Below are 22477 nucleotides of genomic sequence, written 5' to 3' on the forward strand. Positions count from 1 at the left end.
CCGCGACGCTAGGACAGCCACTCACCCACGTCTTGTACGTTCTTGCGCTCCCGCTGATAGGCCCCCGGCGGAACGCCGACGATCCGGCTGAAGTGCCGATTCAGATGCGGCTGATCGGTGAACCCCACAGCAACGGCCGCCTCCGCCGGCGAGACCCCCGCATCCAGCATCCGCCGAGCCCGCCGCACGCGCGCATCGGTCAGCCACGTATGCGGCGGCATCCCGTACAGATCCCGAAACGCCCGCAGCAAGGCAAACGGACCGGTACCGAGATCAACAGCCAGCCTCTCCAGACTCGGCGGCTCAGCCATCCGCCCCTCCAGCACCTCACGCGCGCGTACGGCGACCCGAGCCCCGGCCGTCCGCACCTCCCGCTGCGGCAGAGCCCCACCGTTCAACCGCAGCAACCGGGTCACGGCCACCCGAAGCAACGTGTCGGCGGCCAGCGCATTCCCTTCATCCGCCGCCCGCAACACCTGATGCACCAGCCCCACGGCATACGCATCATCGAGCACCGGCCTCACAAACCCCGGCGTCCCCCGAATAGCAGTGGTCTCCCTCGCAATCTCGGCGACCACCTCGGGCGACGGATAAACGGCCCCGTACCGCCACCCCTCAGGAACCCCGGCCCGCCCGGTATGCGGCGTATCCGGATTGACCAACGCAAGCGCACCGGCCCCCGCGTACTGATCAGCGCCCCGACAGTGAAAGACCTCCACCCCATCGGCAATGGCGGCGATCACAAAGTTCTCATGGGTATGCCGCACAAACGTCTTCCGCACATACCTGGCCCGCAGCAGATCAACACCGGGCAAGTCGGCGTACTGCCAATGCCGCGCCCGCTCACCCGAACCTGCCATGCCCCCATTCTCCGCGACGCCGACGAACTGCCCAGCGGCGCACCCCCGCGGCGCAGCACCCGCGTACGGCGGCAAGGGGACGTGTCGGGGGGTGTCCGCCCGCAGCGGCGGGCGTCAAGAAACGGCACCTCTTAAAGGCTCGGCAACCGCCCGACCGAGGACGGACACCCCCCGGCACGGCCCCGCCCCACAACGAACCCGCAGGCGCTACCCGAACCCCCACCGAACCCGCACCGGCCGCCGCAGGCACCCGGCGCCCAACCGCCGGAGGCAAGACGCACTGCCGCCCCCGAACACATTTCCCCAGCTCAGCCACGTTGTCAGTCCCCGGGTGCAGGATGGACGCATGGTCAGCAACCCGCACCAAGCCCTAGCCGGCTTCTCCCCCGCCACCCGAGGCTGGTTCACGGGCGCATTCTCCGCGCCCACCGCAGCCCAGGCAGGCGCGTGGCAGGCCATCCACGAGGGCTCGGACGTGCTGGTCGTAGCCCCCACCGGCTCCGGCAAAACCCTGGCCGCCTTCCTCGCCGCCCTGGACCAGCTGGCCGCCACACCCCCACCGGCAGACCCCAAGAAGCGCTGCCGAGTCCTCTACGTCTCCCCCCTCAAGGCCCTTGCGGTCGACGTCGAGCGCAACCTCCGCAGCCCCCTGACCGGCATCCGCCAGGAATCCGTGCGCCTGGGCCTGCCCGAGCCCGAGGTAAAGGTCGGCATCCGTTCCGGCGACACCCCCGCCGCAGAGCGCCGAGCCCTGTCGACCCGCCCCCCGGACATCCTCATCACGACCCCCGAGTCCCTCTTCCTGATGCTGACGTCAGCGACACGCGACGCCCTGACCGGCATCGAGACGGTGATCCTGGACGAGGTCCATGCGGTGGCGGGCACCAAGCGGGGTGCCCACCTGGCGCTCACCCTGGAGCGCCTGGACGAGCTGCTCCCGAAGCCGGCCCGCCGCATCGGCCTCTCCGCGACCGTCCGCCCGGTCGACGAGATCGCCCGCTACCTCTCCCCCCGCCGCAAGGTGGAGATCGTCCAGCCGAAGTCGGGCAAGGAGTTCGACCTCTCGGTCGTGGTCCCCGTCGAGGACCTCGGCGAGCTGGGCGGCTCCCCGGTCGCCGACGGCTCCGAGGGCGCGGAACGCCCCTCGATCTGGCCCCACGTGGAGGAGCGGATCACCGACCTGGTCCAGGCGCACCGCTCCACCATCGTCTTCGCCAACTCCCGCCGCCTGGCCGAGCGCCTGTGCAACCGTCTCAACGAGATCGCCTACGAGCGGGCCACCGGCGAACCCCTGGACGAGCACCACGCCCCGGCCGAGCTCATGGGCGGCTCGGGCGCCGCCCAGGGCGCGCCCCCGGTCATCGCCCGCGCCCACCACGGCTCGGTCTCCAAGGAGCAGCGCGCCCTGGTCGAGGAGGACCTCAAGGCAGGCCGCCTTCCCGCAGTCGTAGCCACCTCCAGCCTCGAACTGGGCATCGACATGGGCGCCGTCGACCTCGTCGTCCAGGTCGAGTCTCCGCCCTCCGTGGCCTCCGGCCTCCAGCGCGTGGGCCGCGCAGGTCACCAGGTGGGCGCCGTCTCCACCGGCGTGGTCTTCCCGAAGTACCGCGGCGACCTCGTCCAGGCAGCCGTGGTCACCGAGAGGATGCGCACCGGGTCCATCGAGTCCCTGAAGGTCCCGGCCAATCCCCTGGATGTCCTCGCCCAGCAACTCGTCGCCATGACGGCGATGGACACCTGGCAGGTCGACGACCTCCTCACCATGGTCCGCCGAGCCGCCCCCTTCGCGTCCCTCCCCGAATCCGCGTTCACCGCGGTCCTCGACATGCTCGCCGGCCGCTACCCGTCCGACGCGTTCGCCGAGCTCCGCCCGCGCGTGGTCTGGGACCGGGTCGCCGGTACGATCACCGGCCGCCCCGGCGCACAGCGCCTGGCCGTCACGTCCGGAGGCACCATCCCGGACCGCGGCCTGTTCGGTGTCTTCCTCGCGGGGGCGGACCCCAAGAAGGGCGGCGGCCGTGTCGGCGAGCTCGACGAGGAGATGGTCTACGAGTCCCGCGTCGGGGACGTCTTCACGCTCGGCACGAGTTCCTGGCGCATCGAGGACATCACCCGCGACCGCGTCCTGGTCTCCCCCGCACCGGGCGTACCGGGCCGCCTCCCCTTCTGGAAGGGCGACCAGCTGGGCCGCCCCCTCGAACTGGGCCGTGCGGTGGGCGCGTTCCTGCGCGAGGTCGGTTCGCTGCCCAAGGAGGACGCCCGCCTGCGCCTCCTCACCGCAGGCCTGGACGTCTGGGCGGCGGAAAACGTCCTGTCCTACCTGGACGAGCAGCGCGAGGCCTGCGGCCACATCCCGGACGACCGCACGATCGTCGTCGAACGCTTCCGCGACGAACTCGGCGACTGGCGCGTCGTCGTGCACTCACCCTTCGGCGCCCAGGTGCACGCCCCCTGGGCACTCGCCCTGGGCGCGAAGCTCTCCGAGCGGTACGGCATGGACGCGCAGGTCATGCACGCCGACGACGGCATCGTGCTGCGCCTGCCCGACGCCGACCTCATGGGCCTGGACCTGCTGGACCAGGAGCCGCGAAAGGCGGGCACGGAGTACGACGCCGACCAGGCGCCCGTCGGCGCGGCGGACGTCGTCTTCGACAAGGGCGACGTCGACCAGATCGTCACCGACCAGGTAGGCGGCTCGGCCCTGTTCGCGTCCCGCTTCCGCGAGTGCGCCGCCCGCGCGCTGCTGCTGCCGCGCCGCAGCCCCGGCAAGCGCACCCCGCTGTGGCAACAGCGCCAGCGCGCCGCCCAACTGCTCCAGGTCGCCGGCGAGTTCGGCTCGTTCCCGATCGTGCTGGAGGCGGTCCGCGAATGCCTCCAGGACGTCTTCGACGTCCCCGGCCTGACCGAGCTGATGGGCGACCTCGAGGCCCGCAAGGTACGCCTCGTCGAGGTCACCACCCCCGAGCCCTCCCCGTTCGCGCGCTCCCTCCTCTTCGGGTATGTCGCCCAGTTCCTGTACGAGGGAGACTCCCCGCTCGCCGAGCGCCGCGCCGCCGCCCTGTCGCTGGACTCGCGTCTCCTGGCCGAGCTGCTGGGCCAGGCGGAGCTGCGGGAACTGCTCGACTCCGAGGTGCTGACCGAGCTGGAGCAAGAGCTCCAGTGGCTCACCGAGGACCGCCGCGTCAAGGACGTCGAAGGCGTCGCGGACGTCCTTCGCCTCCTCGGCCCGCTCACAGACGCCGAGCTGGTCGAGCGCGGCGCCGAGCCGCAGTGGGCCCAGGAGTTGGCCGGCGCCCGCCGCGCCATCAAAGTCCGCATCGCCGGCACGGACCACTGGGCGGCGATCGAGGACTCGGGCCGCCTGCGCGACGCGCTCGGCACGGCACTGCCGGTCGGCGTCCCCGAGGCCTTCACCGAACCGGTCAAGGACCCGCTCGGCGACCTCCTCGCGCGCTATGCCCGCACCCACGGCCCGTTCACGTCGGCCACAGCGGCGGCCCGCTTCGGCCTGGGCGCCGCGATCACCGACGGCGCCCTCCAGCGGCTGGCGGCGAGCGGACGGGTCGTGCAAGGCGAGTTCCACCCGGCCGGCATCGGCCAGGAGTGGTGCGACGCCACGGTCCTGCGTCGCCTGCGCCGCCGCTCCCTCGCTGCCCTGCGTCATGAGCTGGAGCCGGTGCCACCGGCCGCGCTCGCGCAGTTCCTGCCGCAGTGGCAGCACATCGGCAAGGGCCATGGGCTGCGCGGCATCGATGGACTGGTCCGCGCCATCGAGCAGTTGCAGGGCGCGTCCGTGCCCGCGTCCGCCCTGGAGAAGCTCGTCCTGCCGTCCCGCGTCGCGAACTACACCCCCGCGATGCTCGACGAACTCACGGCTGCCGGCGAGGTCGTCTGGGCCGGAGCGGGCTCACTGCCCGGCAAGGACGGCTGGGTGTCCCTCTACATGGCGGACGCGGCCCCCCTGCTCCTGGCGCAGCCCCACCCCCTGGAGCTGACGGCACTGCACCAGTCCGTCCTGGACGCCCTGTCCGGCGGTTACGGCCTGTTCTTCCGCCAGATCACGGACCAGGTCCGCGCCACCACGCACCCCGACGTCACCGACCCCCAACTCGCCGACGCCCTCTGGGAGCTGGCCTGGTCGGGCCGCCTGACGAACGACACGCTCGCACCCATGCGCTCCCTGCTGGGCTCGGGCCGCACCGCGGGCTCCACGGCCCACCGCGCCAAGCGCACCGTCCCACGCGGACGCTACGGCTCGCTCACGTCCGCCGCCCGCCCCGCGTCCCGCACCGGCCCACCGACCGTCGCCGGCCGCTGGTCCCTGCTCCCGGCCCACGAGCCGGACCCCACAGTGCGGGCCCACGCCCTGGCCCGCGCGCTCCTCGACCGGCACGGCGTGGTGACCCGGGGAGCGGTCGCCGCCGAGGGCGTCGAGGGCGGCTTCTCGGCGATGTACCGCATCCTGTCCGCCTTCGAGGAGAGCGGGCAGGCGCGGCGCGGCTATGTGGTCGAGGGACTCGGCGCCGCGCAGTTCGCCATGGACGGCGCGGTGGACCGCCTGCGTGCGGTCGCCAACGCCCGCGACCGCGGCGAAGCCCTGCCCGGCCCCAGCACTCCCGACAGCGACGGCGCCCCCTTTGGTTACGGCGGACCTGACACGCACGGCACCCTCGACGGCTTCGGCATCCCTGGCGCCGGCCAGGGCAACACCGCAGCGTGGGACAACGCCGCGTGGGACAAGCCCGACGGCACGCCCGCGTACGACATCCCCGACCTCGACCACGACTTCCTGGACGCCCACCTCGGTCCGGGCGACTACGTCTCGCCGCGCGATCTCGCTGCCCAGGGCAACCGCAGCACCCCACAAGGCCCCACGCGGCACAACGGCGGCCCCCCATTCGGCCCCGGCCGCCCAGGCTCCGCTGCCCGCCACTCCCGCCCCGCCGCCGACACCCGGGCCGTCGTCCTCGCCGCAGCCGACCCGGCGAACGCGTACGGCGCCGCCCTCGCCTGGCCCGAACCGCCGACCGGCGCCGGACACAAACCGGGCCGCAAGGCGGGCTCCCTCGTCGTACTCGTCGACGGCGAGCTGACCCTCTACATGGAGCGCGGCGGCAAGACCCTGCTGGCCTGGCCGTCGGCCCCGGACACCGAGCCCACCGACGACCCCCGCCTGCACACGGCAGCAGAGGCCCTCGCCGCAGCCGCCCGCGCGGGCTCCCTCGGCACCGTCACGGTCGAGCGCGTGAACGGCGCCGCGGCCCTGACTTCCGCCATAGGCACCCTCCTGGAAGGAGCGGGCTTCATCGCAACACCTCGAGGCCTACGCCTACGCGCCTGACCCGAGCTGTCAGACGAGGCGGCCCGGCCGCTCGACCCGGCCCACCCCGAGCCCGTACGACCAGCTCACACCCGTACCACCAGCGCGAGCCCCAGCCCCCCACCAGCACCAGCACCACCAACCCTGCGATCCGACCCACCCCACACACCCGCACCCCACAACCCGCGCCCATGCCACCCTTGACCCATGCCTGAAGGAGACACGGTCTGGCAGACAGCGAAGCGGCTGCACACGGCCCTCGCGGGCGAGATGCTGACCGTCAGCGACTTCCGGGTACCTAGGTACGCCACGGTCGACCTCACGGGCCGCACCGTCCTGGACGTCACCCCGCGGGGCAAACACCTCCTCACCCGCATCGAGGGCGGCCTGACGGTCCACACGCATCTCGGGATGGAAGGTTCCTGGAAGGTGTTCGCCGACCAGGAACGCTGGACGGGCGGCCCCGCCCACCAGATCCGTGTGGTTCTCGCCGCCGCCGACGCACGCCCCGGCCGCACGGCCGTCGGCTACCGCCTCCCCGTCCTCGACCTCCTGCGCACCACCGACGAACACCGCGCAGTGGGCCACCTCGGCCCCGACCTCCTGGGCCCGGACTGGGCACCTGACGGCGCCCTCGCCAACCTCCTGGCCGACCCCGCCCGCCCCCTCGGCGAGGCCCTGCTGGACCAGCGCAACCTCGCCGGCATCGGCAATGTCTACAAGAGCGAGCTCTGCTTCCTGCTCCGAGTCACCCCCTGGCTCCCCGTCGGCGCACTCCCGACCGTGCACGCGGCCCAACTGCCCGTACTCGCCAAGAAGCTCCTGGAAGCCAACCGCGACCGCCCGATCCGCAGTACGACCGGCCGCCGCGGCCAGGACCTCTTCGTATACGGCCGTGCGAAGCGTCCCTGTCTGCGCTGCGGCACCCCCATCCGCGCAGCCGACCAGGGCGACGGCTCCCGCGAGCGCCCCACCTACTGGTGCCCCAACTGCCAGGCGGGCCCGGACCCGAGCGCAACCGCTGCGCGCAGGGCGCCACGCACCGCCCGAGGGCCCCGCTCCCAGGACCGGCCCAGCACTCCGCCCCGTACCACTAATTGACGACCCGTCAGAATTACTCGTACCGTCCTTTCATGGCCGTCAAGGCGTACGACCTCACCGGACGCACCGCATTCGTCACCGGCGCCGCCAGCGGCATCGGCCGCGCCTCGGCCGTCCTCCTCGCCGAGGCCGGCGCAACCGTGCACTGCGCCGACCGCGACGCACAGGGCCTGCACGACACGGCGACCCTGATCAAGACGAGCGGCGGCGCCGCCCGCACCCATCACCTCGACGTGACCGACCGCGAGCAGCTCCGCCAGGCCGTCGCATCCTGCGAACGACTCGACGTGATGGCCGCGGTCGCCGGCATCATGCACAGCAGCCCGGTCCTGGAGACCCGCGACGAGGACCTCGACCGGGTACTGAACGTCAACTTCAAGGGAGTGCTGTACGCCTGCCAGGAAGCGGCCCGCGCGATGCTCGCCCAGGGCATCAGAGGCAGCATCGTCACCATGGCCTCCGGCGCCGTGGACACCGGCGGCCCGGGCCTGCTCTGCTACGGGGCGGCCAAGGCGGCCGTCGTGCAGCTGACCAAGACACTGGCGACGGAGATGGGCCCGCACGGCATCCGCGTCAACGCGGTCGCCCCGGGCTGGATCCGCACCCCCATGACCGACCGTCACGACAGCGCGGCCCAGACACACACCGAGGCGCTCATGGCCCGTATGTCGCCGCTCGGTCGGGTCGGTGAAGCGGAGGACATCGCGCACGCGGTGCTGCACCTGGCGTCCGACGCCTCGTCCTTCACGACGGGGCAGATCCTGCGTCCGAACGGTGGTGTGGCGATGCCGTGGTAGCCCGCCCGGCCTGCCAGGCCTGAGCCCACCGCCGTGAGTCGACGGCTCCCGCGGCCCGTCCCTTCGGTACACAGTGCACCGGCAACAGGCTCAGCCCCCACCCTCCCGCGGCGACGGCGCCCTCCAGCACCCCCGCGCCGGGCGCCAGGGCGAGCCGCAGCACGGCCCACCACCACAGCGCCCCGAACCCGAGGGTCACCCCCCAGCGCGCTATCGGCCGTGCCATCCGCTCACCTCCAGCCCGAGGCTAGGCGTCCGTTCACCCGCCGGGAGGGCGCACCGGCGGCACACGGATGCAGCGCGGGCCAACGACATCACAGCGCGTCATGCGCCGATCACACCCTCCACCATGACCGCCGGGCCCCACACCGGCAAACGGACACCGCAAGGCGCCATGAGGCCGCGCCGGGCTCCCGCGCAGCGCAAAAGCCCCCAGACAGCACGAAACCCCGACCGCACTCCCCCAGGTCTCCCTGGAGAAGGCCCGGCCGGGGCCCCACACACATCTCAGCGCACGGTCAGGACACGCGCGCGATGGTCACCGTCAGGCGGCGACCACGTCGACCGCCTCGGAAGGCGCCTTGATGGTCACCCGTTCCGGTGGCACACCGGTCACCGACACGGAACCCAGCATCGGGCGGACCGACGTGGGTACAGGTTCACTCGGGGTGGCCGCAGCAGACTGGGCCAGCTCGGCGAGGGCGAGCTCGTCGCTCACTTCGCGCATGAGCTCGGACATCCGTACGTCAAGCGCGTCGCAGATCGCGGAAAGCAGCTCGGAGGAAGCCTCCTTCTGCCCCCGCTCCACCTCGGAGAGATAGCCGAGCGAGACTCGGGCGGACGAGGAGACTTCGCGCAGAGTACGGCCCTGGCGCTGGCGCTGCCGACGCAGCACGTCACCCAGCAGGCGACGGAGCAGAATCATCGGTGGCTCCCTCCTCGGACCGCGTAGCCGCATCCTTCACGCCCCACCGTACCGCCTTGCGCCGCGGCCGTGCGGGGAGCGATGTCGTGTTCACTCAGGGCTGCAAACATCAAAACCCCCCGTTCTGTTCCGTATCCTGTGCCCGCTCATTCCCACTGTGTTCGCTCGCAAGCTCCTTCAGGAGGAGCGCGAGTACGCTCCGTACACTCTCCATACGAATTTCCGCGCGGTCGCCGTTCAACCGCAGGGCCTCCACTTTTCCGCCACCGGCGGAACCGGAACCGTGGCCGGCGGGTCCGTCCACAGCCACGAAGACGGTCCCCACGGGCTGTCCGTCCTGCTTCTCGGGTCCCGCTACGCCGGTCGTGGCAATGCCCCAGTCGGCTCCCAGCGCCTTCCGCACACCGGCTGCCATCTGGGCCGCGACCTGCGGATTCACGGCCCCGTGCCGTGCCAGCAATGTGGCGTCGACGCCGAGCAGCTCATGCTTCAGTTCGGTGGCGTAGGCGGTCACCGATCCCCGGAAGGCCGCGGATGCCCCAGGGGCGGCTGTGATTTCCGCCGCGACCAGTCCGCCGGTCAGCGACTCGGCGACAGCGAGCGTCTCGCCGTTCACTGCGAGTAGTCGCACCACGTCGGCGGCCGGAGAACTCACGCTTCCGTCTCCTCCAACGCGGCCTTGCGCTCTGCGATTCCTTGCCTGCGCAGCACAATGGCTTGTCTCACATAGTCGAGCCCGGTCACCACGGTCAGGACGACCGCCGCGGCCATCACCCACCACCGCAGGGTGGCCAGCCACCCCGTCAGCGCCAGGATGTACATCCCGACGGCCACGCCCTGCGTCAGGGTCTTGAGCTTGCCGCCGCGGCTCGCCGGAATCACGCCGTACCGGATGACGATGAAACGAAGCAGCGTGATCCCGAGTTCCCGGCCGAGGATGACGCCCGTCACCCACCACGGCAGATCGCCCAGCGAGGACAGACAGATCAGCGCCGCCCCCATGATCGCCTTGTCGGCGATGGGGTCGGCGATCTTCCCGAAGTCGGTGACGAGGTTGTACGTGCGCGCCAGGTGACCGTCGAAGAGGTCGGTGATCATGGCGATGGCGAAGGCCGCCCAGGCCAGCGAGCGCCACGCCGGGTCGTATCCGCCGTCGGCCAGCATCAGTGCCACGAACGCGGGCACCAGCACCAGCCGGAGCATGGTCAGGAGGTTGGCGACGTTCCAGACGCTTGCCTGATTGACGGCCGCGGCCGCGATCTTCCCGCCGCGCGCGGGCTTCGAACCGCCGGGGACACCCGATTCGGCGCCGCCCGTCCTCGAGCCGCCGACCGCCTTCGAACCGCCCGTCTTCGAGCCACCGGCCTTGGACGAACCCACCGCACTCGCTCTGCCTGCCGCACCCGCCGGGGAGGAGCCACCCGCGGCGGACGCCGGAACTCCGGTCATCTGCCAGCCTCCTCACTACACGCGAGCGTGCCCTGCAGCGGCTCGGCCACCAGGTCGACACCTTCCGTACCGACCACCTTCGCCTCGACCATACGACCGATGCTCAGTCCCTCGCCGCTCGTGAGCAGTACCTGGCCGTCCGTCTCCGGTGCCTGATGGGCCGCACGGCCGTACGTACCGTCCCCGTCCTCGGAGTCCACCGACTCGACGAGCACGTGCAGCGTCTCCCCGAGGCGCTCCTCGGCCCGCTGCGAGACGAGCTCCTCCGCGAGCCGGGAGACACGTGCCAACCGCTCGGCGACGACGTCCTCGTCGAGCTTGTTCTCGTAGGTCGCGGCCTCGGTGCCGTCCTCGTCGGAGTAGCCGAAGACGCCGATGGCGTCCAGCCGCGCGCCGTTCAGGAACCGCTCCAGCTCGGCCAGGTCGGCCTCGGTCTCGCCGGGGAAGCCGACGATGAAGTTGGAGCGCACACCGGCCTGCGGCGCCTTGCCGCGGATGGTGTCGAGCAGCTCCAGGAAGCGGTCGGTGTCCCCGAAGCGGCGCATCGAGCGCAGTACGTCGGGAGCGGAGTGCTGGAAGGACAGGTCGAAGTACGGGGCGATCTTCGGCGTCGAGGTCAGCACGTCGATGAGGCCGGGCCGCATCTCGGCCGGCTGGAGGTAGCTGACGCGGACACGCTCGATGCCGTCGACCTCGGCGAGTTCCGGCAGGAGGGACTCCAGCAGGCGGATGTCGCCCAGGTCCTTGCCGTACGAGGTGTTGTTCTCGGAGACCAGCATGATCTCCTTCACACCCTGTTCGGCCAGCCAGCGGGTCTCGTTCAGCACGTCGCTGGGTCGGCGCGAGATGAAGGAGCCTCGGAAGGACGGGATGGCGCAGAAGGAGCAGCGTCGGTCGCAGCCGGAGGCGAGCTTCACCGAGGCGACCGGGGCGCCGTCGAGGCGGCGGCGCAGGGGCGCGCGCGGACCGGAGGCCGGAGCGAGCCCGTCCGGAAGGTCGACGGGCGCGTGCCCGGGGAGCGCGACCTCGGCCGCGGACTCCTGCCGCTCGGCCGGGCTGATCGGCAGCAGCTTGCGCCGGTCGCGCGGGGTGTGCGCGGCGTGGATGCCGCCGTTCAGGATGGTCTGCAGGCGGTCCGAGATGTTGGAGTAGTCGTCGAAGCCGAGCACGCCGTCGGCCTCGGGGAGGGCCTCGGCGAGCTCCTTGCCGTACCGCTCGGCCATACAGCCCACCGCCACGACGGCCTGGGTTCTCCCATGCCCCTTGAGGTCATTGGCCTCCAGGAGGGCGTCGACGGAGTCCTTCTTGGCGGCGTCGACGAAGCCACACGTGTTGACGACGGCGACATCCGCGTCCCCGGCGTCCTCCACGAGGTCCCAGCCGTCCGCCTCCAAGCGGCCTGCGAGCTCCTCCGAGTCCACCTCGTTACGGGCGCAGCCAAGAGTGACGAGTGCGACGGTACGGCGTTCAGGCATGGGCTCAAGACTACTTTGTCTCACTGACAGCCCACGTCGACGGGGTTGGCCGATCTTGGCCAACCCCGTCCACAACCAAACCCTTGAGCCAGACTTATCCGGCCTGCGGGTCGCCCTTCGTGTACGTGAGGCGCTCCACGGCGCCCGGCTGCCAGTCGTCCTCGATCTTCTTGCCGTTGACGTAGAGGTCGATCGCGCCGGCGTCACCGAGGACGAGGTTGATCTTCTCGCTGTCCTGGAACGTCTTGGAGTCGCCCTGCTTGAGGAGGCCGTCGAAGAGGAGCCGGCCGTTGTGGTCCTTGATGGCGACCCAGCTCCTTCCGTCGGCGGCGCTGACCTGGACGGTCACCTTGTCCTGGGGGACGGCGGCGATGGCGCTGTCCGACGGCTTCGGGTCCTTGGGCTTGTCGGTCTTCGGCGTGGGTGTGGTCTTGTCGGCCGTCGGCGTCGAGCCACCCTCGGCGACCGCTGACTTGCCACCCTCGTCCTCGCCCTTGAACGCGGTGAACCCGACGAACCCGATCACGGCGACGATCGCCGCGACCATGGCCGCGGTCCAGTTGGGCCCGCGCCGCTCGGGGCGGATCCGCTCCGCCTCGAACAGGGGGGCAGCCGGGGTCGGCGCCGGTCGTCCGCCGTGCGAGTCGTCGTACTGGGCGAGAAGCGGGGCAGGATCGAGGTGGACGGCTTTGGCCAGGGTCCGGATGTGACCACGGGCGTACACGTCGCCGCCGCAGGCGGCGAAGTTGTCCGCTTCGATGGCATGCACGATGGCGATACGGACCCGGGTGGCGTTGGTGACGTCGTCGACAGTCAGCCCGGCATCGATACGGGCCTGCTGGAGGGCACGGCCGATCGAGGGGTGGGCTTCCTCGGACACGTCTTCGAACGGACGCTCGTCTTCAGGGGAGTTGCCGATGGACACGGGGGCGCCTTTCGAGCGTTTAAGCCACCTGTGCTGCAGGTTCAGTCTAGGGGGGGTACGAAAGGGTGGGGCAACCGGGCGGTAGGACTTTGTACGCCATCGGAATGGCCGGACACGCCGATGGTGGGGTTACGAGATTGTCGCGCTTCCCTCAACTTGACGTACGCCGAAGGGGAACGGTTGCTCAATGATCCCTTACGGGTGAGTCACGATCGGACGTCGACTCATCACTCACCCGTCGGAGGCCATCACTGTGTCGCTTTTCCGCCCCGGACTCTTTTAAGCCTCCCCGCGGATCAGGGCCAGCACTCCGTCCAGCTCATCAGGTTTCACAAGAACGTCACGAGCCTTGGAGCCCTCGCTCGGTCCGACGATGTTGCGGGACTCCATGAGGTCCATCAGCCGCCCCGCCTTGGCGAAACCGACCCGCAGCTTGCGCTGGAGCATCGACGTCGAACCGAACTGCGTGGAGACCACCAGCTCGGCCGCCTGGCACAGCAGGTCGAGGTCGTCGCCGATGTCCTCGTCGATCTCCTTCTTCTGCTTCGTCCCTACGACGACGTCGTCCCGGAAGACCGGAGCCATCTGGTCCTTGCAGTGCTGGACGACGACCGCGACCTCCTCCTCGGTCACGAACGCGCCCTGCATACGCGTGGGCTTGTTGGCACCCATCGGCAGGAACAGCCCGTCACCCTTGCCGATCAGCTTCTCCGCGCCGGGCTGATCGAGGATGACGCGCGAGTCCGCGAGCGAGGACGTGGCGAACGCGAGCCGTGAGGGGACGTTCGCCTTGATGAGACCGGTGACGACGTCGACCGAAGGCCGCTGCGTGGCGAGCACCAGGTGGATGCCGGCCGCGCGCGCGAGCTGCGTGATGCGCACGATCGCGTCCTCGACGTCGCGCGGCGCGACCATCATCAGGTCGGCGAGCTCATCCACGATGACCAGCAGGTACGGGTACGGCTGAAGCTCGCGCTCACTGCCCTCGGGCGATTTCACCTTGCCGTTGCGAACGGCTTCGTTGAAGTCGTCGATGTGCCGGTAGCCGTACGCAGCCAGGTCGTCGTACCGGAGGTCCATCTCCCGTACGACCCACTGGAGCGCCTCGGCGGCCCGCTTCGGGTTGGTGATGATCGGCGTGATCAGGTGCGGGATGCCCTCGTACGCGGTCAGCTCGACGCGCTTGGGGTCGACCAGGACCATGCGGACGTCCTCCGGGGTCGCCCGCATCATCACCGAAGTGATCAAGCAGTTAATGCAGGACGACTTACCGGAACCGGTCGCACCGGCGACCAGCACATGCGGCATCTTCGCGATGTTGGCCATCACGTAGCCGCCCTCGACGTCCTTGCCGAGCGCGACCAGCATCGGGTGGTCGTCCTCGGCGGCGGCCGCGAGGCGCAGCACGTCACCGAGGTTGACCATCTCGCGGTCGGTGTTGGGGATCTCGATGCCGACCGCGGACTTGCCGGGGATCGGGCTGATGATCCGCACGTCCGGGCTGGCGACCGCGTACGCGATGTTCTTCGTCAGCGCGGTGATCCGCTCGACCTTCACGGCCGGCCCGAGCTCGACCTCGTAGCGCGTGACCGTCGGTCCGCGCGTGAAGCCGGTGACGCGGGCGTCGACCTTGAACTCGGTGAAGACGGTGGTGAGCGACTCGACGATGGCGTCGTTGGCGGCGCTGCGCGACTTGCCGGGGCCGCCGCGCTCGAGCAGGTCGAGCGACGGGAGCGAATACGTGATGTCACCGGACAGCTGGAGCTGTTCGGCGCGCGTGGGCAGGTCGCTCATCTGCTCGGGCGCGGCCTTGGTGAGGTCCGGGACCTCGGACTTGCCGAGGTTCGTCACCTCGGACTTGGGGAGCTTCTCCTGCTTGGGCCGCGCAGCCGGGACCGGCGTCGGCACCGGGGTGGTCTCCGCGCGGTCGCCCACGCTCACGCCCTGGGTGAGGTCGGCGACGATCGGCGAGGGCGGCATCCCGTGCAGGACAGCGCCGTCGAGCGCGGCAGCGGCGGCCGCGGCGACGTCCACAGCGTCCATGGGACGTTCCATCTCGGGCTGCGGCACCGCGGAGCGCCTCGGACGGCCGCGACGCCGCGAGAGGGCCTCCTGCTCGGCGCTGTCGGGGTCGTACGCCTCAGGGGCCGGACGGCGCCTGCGACCGCGGGCAGCGGGCAGCGACTCGCGCCACTGGTCGTCGTAGCGCTCGTCGTCGGTGTACTCGTCGTCCTCTTCGGGGTCGGGCAGGATCCCGAGCTTCACGCCGAGCAGTCGCAGCCGCTGCGGGATGGCGTTGACCGGGGTGGCCGTGACGACCAGCAGACCGAAGATCGTGAGCAGCACGAGCAGCGGTACGGCGAGGACCTCGCCCATGGTGTACGTCAGCGGAGTCGCCGAGCCCCAGCCGATCAGCCCGCCGGCGTCCCTTATGGCCTGCATGCCGTCGCTGCGGGCGGGCGAGCCGACGGCGACGTGGACCTGGCCGAGCACGCCGATGACGAGCGCGGACAGGCCGATGACGATACGGCCGTTGGCCTCGGGCTGCTCGGGGTGCCGGATGAACCGTACGGCGATGACCGCGAGCAGTATCGGCACCAGCAGGTCGAGCCGGCCGAAGGCGCCGGTCACGATGATCTCGACGAGGTCGCCGACGGGGCCGCGCAGGTTGGACCAGGTGCCGGCGGCGACGATCAGCGCGAGCCCGAGGAGCAACAGCGCGATGCCGTCCTTGCGATGGGCGGGGTCGAGGTTCTTCGCGCCCTGCCCTATGCCGCGGAAGACCGCGCCGACCGCGTGTGCGAGCCCGAGCCAGACGGCGCGTACGAGGCGGTAGATGCCCCCGGTGGGGTTGGGCGCCGGCTTGGGCGCGGGCGCGGCTTTCTTCGCCGCGCCCTTCTTGGCCGGCGCCTTCTTCGCGGGGGCTTTCTTGGCGGCGGCCTTCTTCGCCGGAGCCTTCGCCGAAGCGGCCGCCTTCTTTGCGGGCGGCTTCTTGGCTGCGGAGGGACGTGAGGCCATGGGTGTGAGGTTACCGGTGGAGAAGACAGCGGACACGTGTGCCCACTGCTTCACCCGTTCGTGTCGCCCTTGCGGGGGCGGTGAACTGACGCCGGTTCACAAGCCGGTCACGCGCCGGACGGCCCGGATACGTGCGCGCGTCAACACGCGCCACCGCGACGTCAGTTCTGTGAGGGAACCGACGACGCACTCCCGGTGCCCGGCTCCAGCGCGTCGAGCGCCCGCCGCAACCCCGTGAGTTTGCGTTCGAGATGAGCCGCCGTGGCCACCGCGGCCGCATCCGCCGAGTCGTCGTCAAGCTGCTTGGACAGCGCCTCGGCCTGCTCCTCGACCGCAGCCAGCCGCGCCGACAGCTCGGCCAGCAGCCCCGCCGGCTCCTTCGGCTCCGCACCCGAGGTCTTGCCGCCGCCCTCCAACTGGAGCCGCAGCAGCGCCGCCTGCTCACGCAGCTGGCAGTTCTTCATGTACAGCTCGACGAACACCGAGACCTTCGCCCGCAGCACCCACGGGTCGAACGGCTTGGAGATGTAGTCCACCGCACCCGCCGCATAGCCACGGAAGGTGTGATGCGGGCCGTGGTTGATCGCGGTGAGGAAGATGATCGGGATGTCGCGGGTCCGTTCTCGGCGCTTGATGTGCGCCGCGGTTTCGAAACCGTCCATTCCCGGCATCTGGACGTCCAGCAGAATGACCGCGAAGTCGTCCGTCAGCAGTGCTTTGAGCGCTTCCTCCCCGGACGATGCCCGCACCAGGGTCTGATCGAGCGCAGAGAGGATCGCCTCCAGCGCCAGCAGATTCTCCGGCCGGTCATCGACCAGGAGGATCTTGGCCTTCTGCACCATGGCCCGCCCTCCTCGCCCCGGCAGTGCACCGGGCTCCGCCCCAGGGGACGACTCCGTTACGCCGCCCGCCCTCGTGCCGGTCATGGTAGCCGCACCCCGCCTGTCGCCACACCCTGTCACCGCGATGTCACTGTGCACGTAGCAGAAACGTAGCGGGAGACCAGAAGGTTCCCCGAATCCCGCACTTCTACACGGCTTCGAGCACACTGAGTCAGCAACTCCGCGTGAACACTGTCAGCTGCCGTCACTGCTCGGTCATCCACTGATCCATCACCGCCAGCAGATGATCGGGGTCGACCGGCTTCGTCACGTAGTCGGAGGCGCCCGACTCGATCGCCTTCTCCCGGTCGCCCTTCATAGCCTTGGCGGTCAGCGCGATGATCGGGAGTCCGGCGAACTGCGGCATCCTACGGATCGCCGTCGTCGTCGCGTATCCATCCATCTCGGGCATCATGATGTCCATCAGGACGACCGCCACGTCGTCGTGCTGCTCCAGGACCTCGATGCCCTCACGGCCGTTCTCCGCGTACAGCACGGACAGGCCGTGCTGCTCCAGGACACTGGTCAGCGCGAAGACGTTGCGGATGTCGTCGTCGACGATCAGCACCTTCTCGCCACCGAAGCGGATGCCCCGGAGTGACTGCGGCGCCCTGGCCTGCTCAGGCGCCGACCACTGCTCCAGCTGCGCCGGCCGCTGCTCCAGCTCGCTGGCGGCCCTGCGGCGGCGCCTGAAGAGCGCTGCGGCGCCGTTCTGCGTCTCCCGGTACGACCGCACCTCGGCCGGCGTCTCGATCTCCACGTCGGCCATCTCCGCCAGTTCGGCCGCCGAGGCCACCAGATCGCCCGCGTCGAGAGAGGGCAACTGCTGCTGGTAGCCGTGCGGGGGCAGTTCGCTCGGGTGCAGCGGCAAATACAGCGTGAACGTCGAGCCCCGTCCCGGCTCGCTCTGCGCGTAAATCTCACCGCCGAGCAACTGCGCGATCTCCCGCGAGATCGACAGCCCCAGCCCCGTACCGCCGTACTTGCGGCTGGTCGTGCCGTCCGCCTGCTTGAACGCCTCGAAGATCACCCGCATCTTGCTCGCCGCGATCCCGATTCCGGTGTCGGTCACCGAGAACGCGATCAGTGGCGCGTCCGCCTCGGTCAGCGAGCCGGTCTCCAGCAGCTGCTCCCGGATCTTCTGAGGCACATCCATCCCGGCGGGCCGGATGACCAGCTCGACCGACCCGGAGTCGGTGAACTTCACCGCGTTGGACAGCAGGTTGCGCAGCACCTGCAGCAGCCGCTGCTCGTCGGTGTGCAGGGTGGCGGGCAGCTCCGGCGAGACCCGTACGGACAGGTCCAGGCCCTTCTCCGCGGTCAGCGGCCGGAAGGTGGCCTCCACGTAGTCGACGAGCTGCACGAGCGCGATACGCGTCGGAGAGACGTCCATCTTGCCCGCCTCGACCTTCGACAGGTCCAGGATGTCGTTGATCAGCTGAAGCAGGTCGGAGCCGGCGCCGTGAATGGTCTCGGCGAACTCGACCTGCTTCGGCGAGAGGTTGCCCTCCGCGTTGTCGGCGAGCAGCTTGGCCAGGATCAGCAGCGAGTTGAGCGGCGTACGCAGCTCGTGCGACATGTTGGCGAGGAACTCGCTCTTGTAGCGCATGGAGACCGCGAGCTGCTCGGCGCGCTCCTCCAGGACCTGACGCGCCTCCTCGATCTCGGTGTTCTTCACCTCGATGTCGCGGTTCTGCTGAGCCAGCAGCTCGGCCTTCTCCTCCAGCTCGGCGTTGGACGCCTGGAGCGCCTTCTGCCGGTTCTCCAACTCTTCCGACCGCTCACGGAGCTGCTCGGTCAGCTCCTGGGACTGCTTGAGCAGCACCTCGGTCTTGGTGTTGACGGAGATGGTGTTGACGCTGGTCGCGATCATCTCGGCGATCTGGTTGAGGAAGTCCTTCTGGATCTGCGTGAACGGCGTGAAGGAGGCCAGCTCGATCACGCCGAGCACCTTGCCCTCGAACAGCACCGGAAGGACGATCACCTGCGCGGGCGGCGCCTCGCCGAGCCCGGAGGAGATCTTCAGATAGCCGCTGGGCGCGTTCTCCACCAGGATCGTGCGCTTCTCCTCGGCGGCCGTCCCGATGAGCGCCTCACCCGGCCGGAAGGACGTCGGCATGGAACCCATCGAGTAGCCGTAGGACCCGAGCATCCGCAGCTCGTACTGGTCGTCGTTCTCGGCCGCCAGGTCCTTGCCGTCGAGCAGCGGCATGGCGACGAAGAACGCACCGTGCTGCGCAGTCACCACCGGCGTCAGCTCGCTCATGATCAGCGAGGCGACGTCCGCCAGATCGCGGCGGCCCTGCATCAGTGCCGAGATCCGGGCGAGGTTGCCCTTGAGCCAGTCCTGCTCCTTGTTGGCGATCGTGGTGTCGCGCAGGTTGGCGATCATCTTGTTGATGTAGTCCTGGAGTTCCTGGATCTCGCCGGACGCGTCGACGTCGATCTTCAGGTTCAGGTCACCGCGGGTCACCGCGGTCGCCACGCGCGCGATGGCACGCACCTGCCGAGTAAGGTTTCCTGCCATTTCGTTCACGGACTCGGTGAGGTCCCGCCAGGTGCCGTCGACGTCACGCACGCGTGCCTGGCCGCCGAGCTGTCCTTCGGTGCCCACCTCGCGGGCGACTCGGGTGACCTCCTCGGCGAAGGACGACAGCTGGTCGACCATCGTGTTGATGGTCGTCTTGAGCTCGAGGATCTCGCCTCGGGCATCAATGTCGATCTTCTTGGTCAGGTCACCCTTGGCGATGGCGGTCGTGACCATGGCGATGTTGCGCACCTGCCCGGTCAGGTTGGACGCCATCTGGTTCACGGACTCGGTGAGGTCCTTCCAGGTACCGGCCACACCCGGCACATGCGCCTGACCACCGAGGATGCCGTCCGTGCCCACCTCACGGGCCACCTTGGTGACCTGGTCGGCGAACGAACTCAGCGTCTTCACCATGGTGTTGAAGGTGTCCGCGAGCTGTGCGACCTCACCGCGCGCCTCGATGGTCACCGTCCGCGTCAGGTCACCGTTGGCGACAGCCGCCGCGACCTGGGAGATGTTCCGCACCTGGACGGTCAGGTTGTTCGCCATCAGGTTGACGTTGTTGCTGAGGTCCTTCCAGATGCCCGTGGCGCCCGGCACGTGCGCCTGGCCTCCGAGGATGCCGTCCGTGCCCACCTCACGGGCCACACGCGTGACCTGCTCGGCGAAGGACGACAGCTGGTCCACCATCGTGTTCACGGTGGTGACGAGCTCGAGGATCTCGCCCTTGGCATCGACGGTGATCTTCTTCGACAGGTCGCCCTTGGCGACCGCGGTCGTGACCTCGGCGATGTTGCGCACCTGGATCGTCAGGTTGTTCGCCATGAAGTTCACGGACTGCGTGAGGTCCTTCCAGGTGCCGGAGACACCCTGCACCTCGGCCTGACCTCCGAGGATGCCCTCTGTGCCCACCTCACGGGCCACACGCGTGACCTCTTCGGCGAAGGACGACAGCTGGTCCACCATCGTGTTCAGGGTGTTCTTCAGCTCCAGAATCTCCCCGCGCGCGTCCACGGTGATCTTCTGGGACAGGTCACCCCGGGCCACCGCCGTGGCGACCTGCGCGATGTTGCGCACCTGGCCGGTCAGGTTGGAGGCCATGCCGTTCACGGAGTCGGTGAGGTCACGCCACACACCGGCGACGCCGGGCACCTGTGCCTGTCCGCCCAGCCGGCCCTCGGTGCCCACCTCGCGCGCGACCAGGGTCACCTGGTCGGCGAAGGACGACAGCTGGTCGACCATCGTGTTGATGGTGTTCTTCAGCTCCAGGATCTCGCCGCGCGCGTCGACGTCGATCTTCTGGGACAGGTCGCCCCGGGCCACCGCCGTGGTCACCTGGGCGATGTTGCGCACCTGGGCTGTCAGGTTTCCTGCCATTCCGTTGACGGAGTCCGTGAGCTCCTTCCACGTACCGGCCACCCCAGGTACGACCGCCTGGCCGCCCAGCCGGCCCTCGGTGCCCACGTCCCGGGCCATACGCGTGACCTGGTCGGCGAAGGACGACAGCTGGTCCACCATCGTGTTCACGGTGTTCTTCAGCTGGAGCATCTCGCCGGAGACGTCCACGGTGACCTTCTGCGACAGGTCACCGTTGGCCACAGCCGTGGTCACCTGAGCGATGTTCCTCACCTGTCCGGTGAGGTTGCGGAACGCCGTGTTGACGGAGTCAGTCAGGTCCTTCCAGGTCCCCGCGGCCCCTGGCACCTGGGCCTGACCGCCGAGCTCACCCTCCACGCCGACCTCACGCGCGACACGCGTGACCTCGGAACCGAACGACGACAGCTGGTCGACCATGCCGTTGACGGTGTTCTTCAGCTCGAGCATCTCGCCGGCCACGTCGACGGTGACCTTCTGCGACAGGTCACCGTTGGCCACAGCCGTGGTGACCGCCGCAATGTCCCTCACCTGAATGGTCAGATTCCGGAACACGGTGTTGACGGAGTCCGTGAGGTCCTTCCAGGTGCCCGCCGCACCCGGCACGTTCGCCTGGCCGCCCAGCCGGCCCTCGGCGCCGACCTCGTTCGCCACGCGCGTGACCTCGTCCGCGAAGATCCGCAGCGTCTCGGTCATCTGGTTGATCGTGTCAGCGAGCTGCGCGACCTCGCCGCGTGCCGACACGGTCACCTTCTGCGACAGATCACCGTTGGCGACCGCCGTCGTCACCTGTGCGATTCCTCGCACCTGCGCCGTCAGGTTGCCGGCCATGAGATTCACCGAATCGGTGAGGTCCTTCCACACACCGGCCACACCAGGCACCTGCGCCTGACCGCCCAGCTCACCCTCGGTGCCCACCTCGCGCGCGACTCGCGTCACCTCGGAGGAGAACGACGACAGCTGGTCCACCATCGTGTTGACGGTGTTCTTCAGTTCGAGCATCTCGCCGGCCACGTGAACCGTGACCTTACGGGACAGATCCCCCTTGGCGACCGCGGTGGTCACCAGCGCGATGTCCCTCACCTGGGCCGTCAGCCGGTACGCCATGGTGTTGACGGAGTCCGTGAGGTCCTTCCACGAACCCGACATGCCACGCACGCGTGCCTGCCCGCCGAGCTTGCCCTCGGTGCCCACCTCGCTGGCCACGCGAGTGACCTCGTCGGTGAACGTCGACAGCTGATCGACAAGGTTGTTTACAGTCCGTCCGACCTTGAGGAACTCACCCCGCAGGGGGTGCCCGGTCCCGTCCTGGGCCTGCGTCCGCAGCTCCATACGCGGCGACAGATCACCGTCGGCCACCGCGGACAGCACCCGCCCGACCTCGGAGACGGGCCGTACGAGGTCGTCGACCAAGGCGTTGGAGTTGTCGACGGCGGCCGCCCAGGAGCCCTCACAGGCGCCCGTCTCCAGCCGTTCCGTGAGCTTGCCCTCGCGGCCGACCATGCGCCGCACCCGCGCCAACTCACCCGTCAGATGGAGATTGCGGTCGGCCACCTCGTTGAAGACAGCCGCAATCTCCGACATCACGCCGTCCCCGGACACCGTGAGCCGCTTTCGGAAGTTCCCGTCGCGCATCGACACAAGGGCCGTCAGCAGCCGGTTCAGGGCAGCCGTGTCCACCGCAGTGGTCCCGCCTCGCGTTTTGCGCTCGTTCCTCAGGGACTGTCCGCCTTTCGCGCGCGTCTTAGTGCCCCGCGTCGCTGCGCCAGACTCCACTGTGTCCCTCCCGCAGGGGTCGACCGTTACTGCTGTGCTCGGGTTC

At 69.7% G+C, this 22477-nt stretch carries 13 protein-coding genes; 3 read left to right on the plus strand and 10 right to left on the minus strand.

Annotated elements, in window-relative coordinates:
• Window positions 1-8: 8 nt before the first annotated feature.
• Window positions 9-860: an AraC family transcriptional regulator gene (locus OG331_RS15390; RefSeq protein WP_406196347.1), complete on the minus strand. Its 852-nt coding sequence runs from the start codon at window positions 858-860 to the stop codon at window positions 9-11.
• 346 nt (window positions 861-1206) lie between these two features.
• Between OG331_RS15390 and OG331_RS15395 the strand changes: the two genes are divergently transcribed.
• From OG331_RS15395 to OG331_RS15405, 3 genes are all read left to right on the plus strand, one after another.
• Entirely contained in the window at window positions 1207-6201 is a 4995-nt protein-coding gene (locus OG331_RS15395) for an ATP-dependent helicase (protein WP_406196349.1), read from the plus strand.
• A 186-nt stretch (window positions 6202-6387) separates the two neighbouring features.
• Window positions 6388-7281 carry an Fpg/Nei family DNA glycosylase gene (locus tag OG331_RS15400; protein WP_406196352.1) on the plus strand — a complete coding sequence of 298 codons (894 nt, stop codon included), beginning with the start codon at window positions 6388-6390 and terminating at the stop codon, window positions 7279-7281.
• A gap of 32 nt (window positions 7282-7313) precedes the next feature.
• Window positions 7314-8078 (plus strand): SDR family NAD(P)-dependent oxidoreductase, encoded by a 765-nt coding sequence (locus tag OG331_RS15405; protein WP_406196355.1) that lies wholly within the window; start codon window positions 7314-7316, stop codon window positions 8076-8078.
• On the opposite strand, the gene OG331_RS15410 is transcribed toward OG331_RS15405, so the two are convergent.
• The 9 genes from OG331_RS15410 to OG331_RS15450 all read right to left on the minus strand — a co-directional run bounded on the left by OG331_RS15410 (window position 8026) and on the right by OG331_RS15450 (window position 22431).
• The gene (locus OG331_RS15410) at window positions 8026-8304 is read right to left on the minus strand and encodes a hypothetical protein (protein WP_406196357.1); all 279 of its coding nucleotides are present in this window, start codon (window positions 8302-8304) and stop codon (window positions 8026-8028) included. The genes OG331_RS15405 and OG331_RS15410 overlap by 53 nt on opposite strands.
• Window positions 8305-8622: 318 nt before the next feature.
• On the minus strand, window positions 8623-9003 hold the full coding sequence (locus tag OG331_RS15415; protein ID WP_062700236.1) for a helix-turn-helix domain-containing protein: 381 nt from the start codon (window positions 9001-9003) through the stop codon (window positions 8623-8625).
• 109 nt (window positions 9004-9112) lie between these two features.
• A complete protein-coding gene (locus OG331_RS15420; protein ID WP_406196360.1) occupies window positions 9113-9658 on the minus strand; it encodes a CinA family protein in 546 nt (181 codons plus the stop codon).
• Window positions 9655-10452 carry a CDP-diacylglycerol--glycerol-3-phosphate 3-phosphatidyltransferase gene (gene pgsA / locus OG331_RS15425; RefSeq protein WP_406196363.1) on the minus strand — a complete coding sequence of 266 codons (798 nt, stop codon included), beginning with the start codon at window positions 10450-10452 and terminating at the stop codon, window positions 9655-9657. Before pgsA ends, OG331_RS15420 begins: the two co-directional genes overlap by 4 nt.
• Window positions 10449-11927, minus strand: coding sequence for a 30S ribosomal protein S12 methylthiotransferase RimO (rimO, locus tag OG331_RS15430; RefSeq protein ID WP_406196365.1), 1479 nt, complete (start codon window positions 11925-11927; stop codon window positions 10449-10451). Before rimO ends, pgsA begins: the two co-directional genes overlap by 4 nt.
• 94 nt (window positions 11928-12021) lie before the next feature.
• On the minus strand, window positions 12022-12852 hold the full coding sequence (locus tag OG331_RS15435; RefSeq protein WP_406196367.1) for a helix-turn-helix domain-containing protein: 831 nt from the start codon (window positions 12850-12852) through the stop codon (window positions 12022-12024).
• A gap of 279 nt (window positions 12853-13131) precedes the next feature.
• Entirely contained in the window at window positions 13132-15870 is a 2739-nt protein-coding gene (locus OG331_RS15440; protein ID WP_406196369.1) for a DNA translocase FtsK, read from the minus strand.
• 161 nt (window positions 15871-16031) lie between these two features.
• Window positions 16032-16712: a two-component system response regulator gene (locus OG331_RS15445; RefSeq protein WP_406196372.1), complete on the minus strand. Its 681-nt coding sequence runs from the start codon at window positions 16710-16712 to the stop codon at window positions 16032-16034.
• Window positions 16713-16956: 244 nt separating this feature from the next.
• Entirely contained in the window at window positions 16957-22431 is a 5475-nt protein-coding gene (locus tag OG331_RS15450; protein ID WP_406196374.1) for a HAMP domain-containing protein, read from the minus strand.
• Window positions 22432-22477 lie beyond the last annotated feature (46 nt).

Origin of the sequence: Streptomyces sp. NBC_01017, assembly GCF_045162795.1 — a bacterium.
Lineage (GTDB): Bacteria > Actinomycetota > Actinomycetes > Streptomycetales > Streptomycetaceae > Streptomyces > Streptomyces machairae.

Bases quoted from the DNA above. Each gene is read 5' to 3' on its own strand.
- OG331_RS15390 (WP_406196347.1), bottom strand. From the start codon at position 860: ATGGCAGGTTCGGGTGAGCGGGCGCGGCATTGGCAGTACGCCGACTTG.
- OG331_RS15395 (WP_406196349.1), top strand. From the start codon at position 1,207: ATGGTCAGCAACCCGCACCAAGCCCTAGCCGGCTTCTCCCCCGCCACC.
- OG331_RS15400 (WP_406196352.1), top strand. From the start codon at position 6,388: ATGCCTGAAGGAGACACGGTCTGGCAGACAGCGAAGCGGCTGCACACG.
- OG331_RS15405 (WP_406196355.1), top strand. From the start codon at position 7,314: ATGGCCGTCAAGGCGTACGACCTCACCGGACGCACCGCATTCGTCACC.
- OG331_RS15410 (WP_406196357.1), bottom strand. From the start codon at position 8,304: ATGGCACGGCCGATAGCGCGCTGGGGGGTGACCCTCGGGTTCGGGGCG.
- OG331_RS15415 (WP_062700236.1), bottom strand. From the start codon at position 9,003: ATGATTCTGCTCCGTCGCCTGCTGGGTGACGTGCTGCGTCGGCAGCGC.
- pgsA (WP_406196363.1), bottom strand. From the start codon at position 10,452: ATGACCGGAGTTCCGGCGTCCGCCGCGGGTGGCTCCTCCCCGGCGGGT.
- rimO (WP_406196365.1), bottom strand. From the start codon at position 11,927: ATGCCTGAACGCCGTACCGTCGCACTCGTCACTCTTGGCTGCGCCCGT.
- OG331_RS15440 (WP_406196369.1), bottom strand. From the start codon at position 15,870: ATGGCCTCACGTCCCTCCGCAGCCAAGAAGCCGCCCGCAAAGAAGGCG.
- OG331_RS15445 (WP_406196372.1), bottom strand. From the start codon at position 16,712: ATGGTGCAGAAGGCCAAGATCCTCCTGGTCGATGACCGGCCGGAGAAT.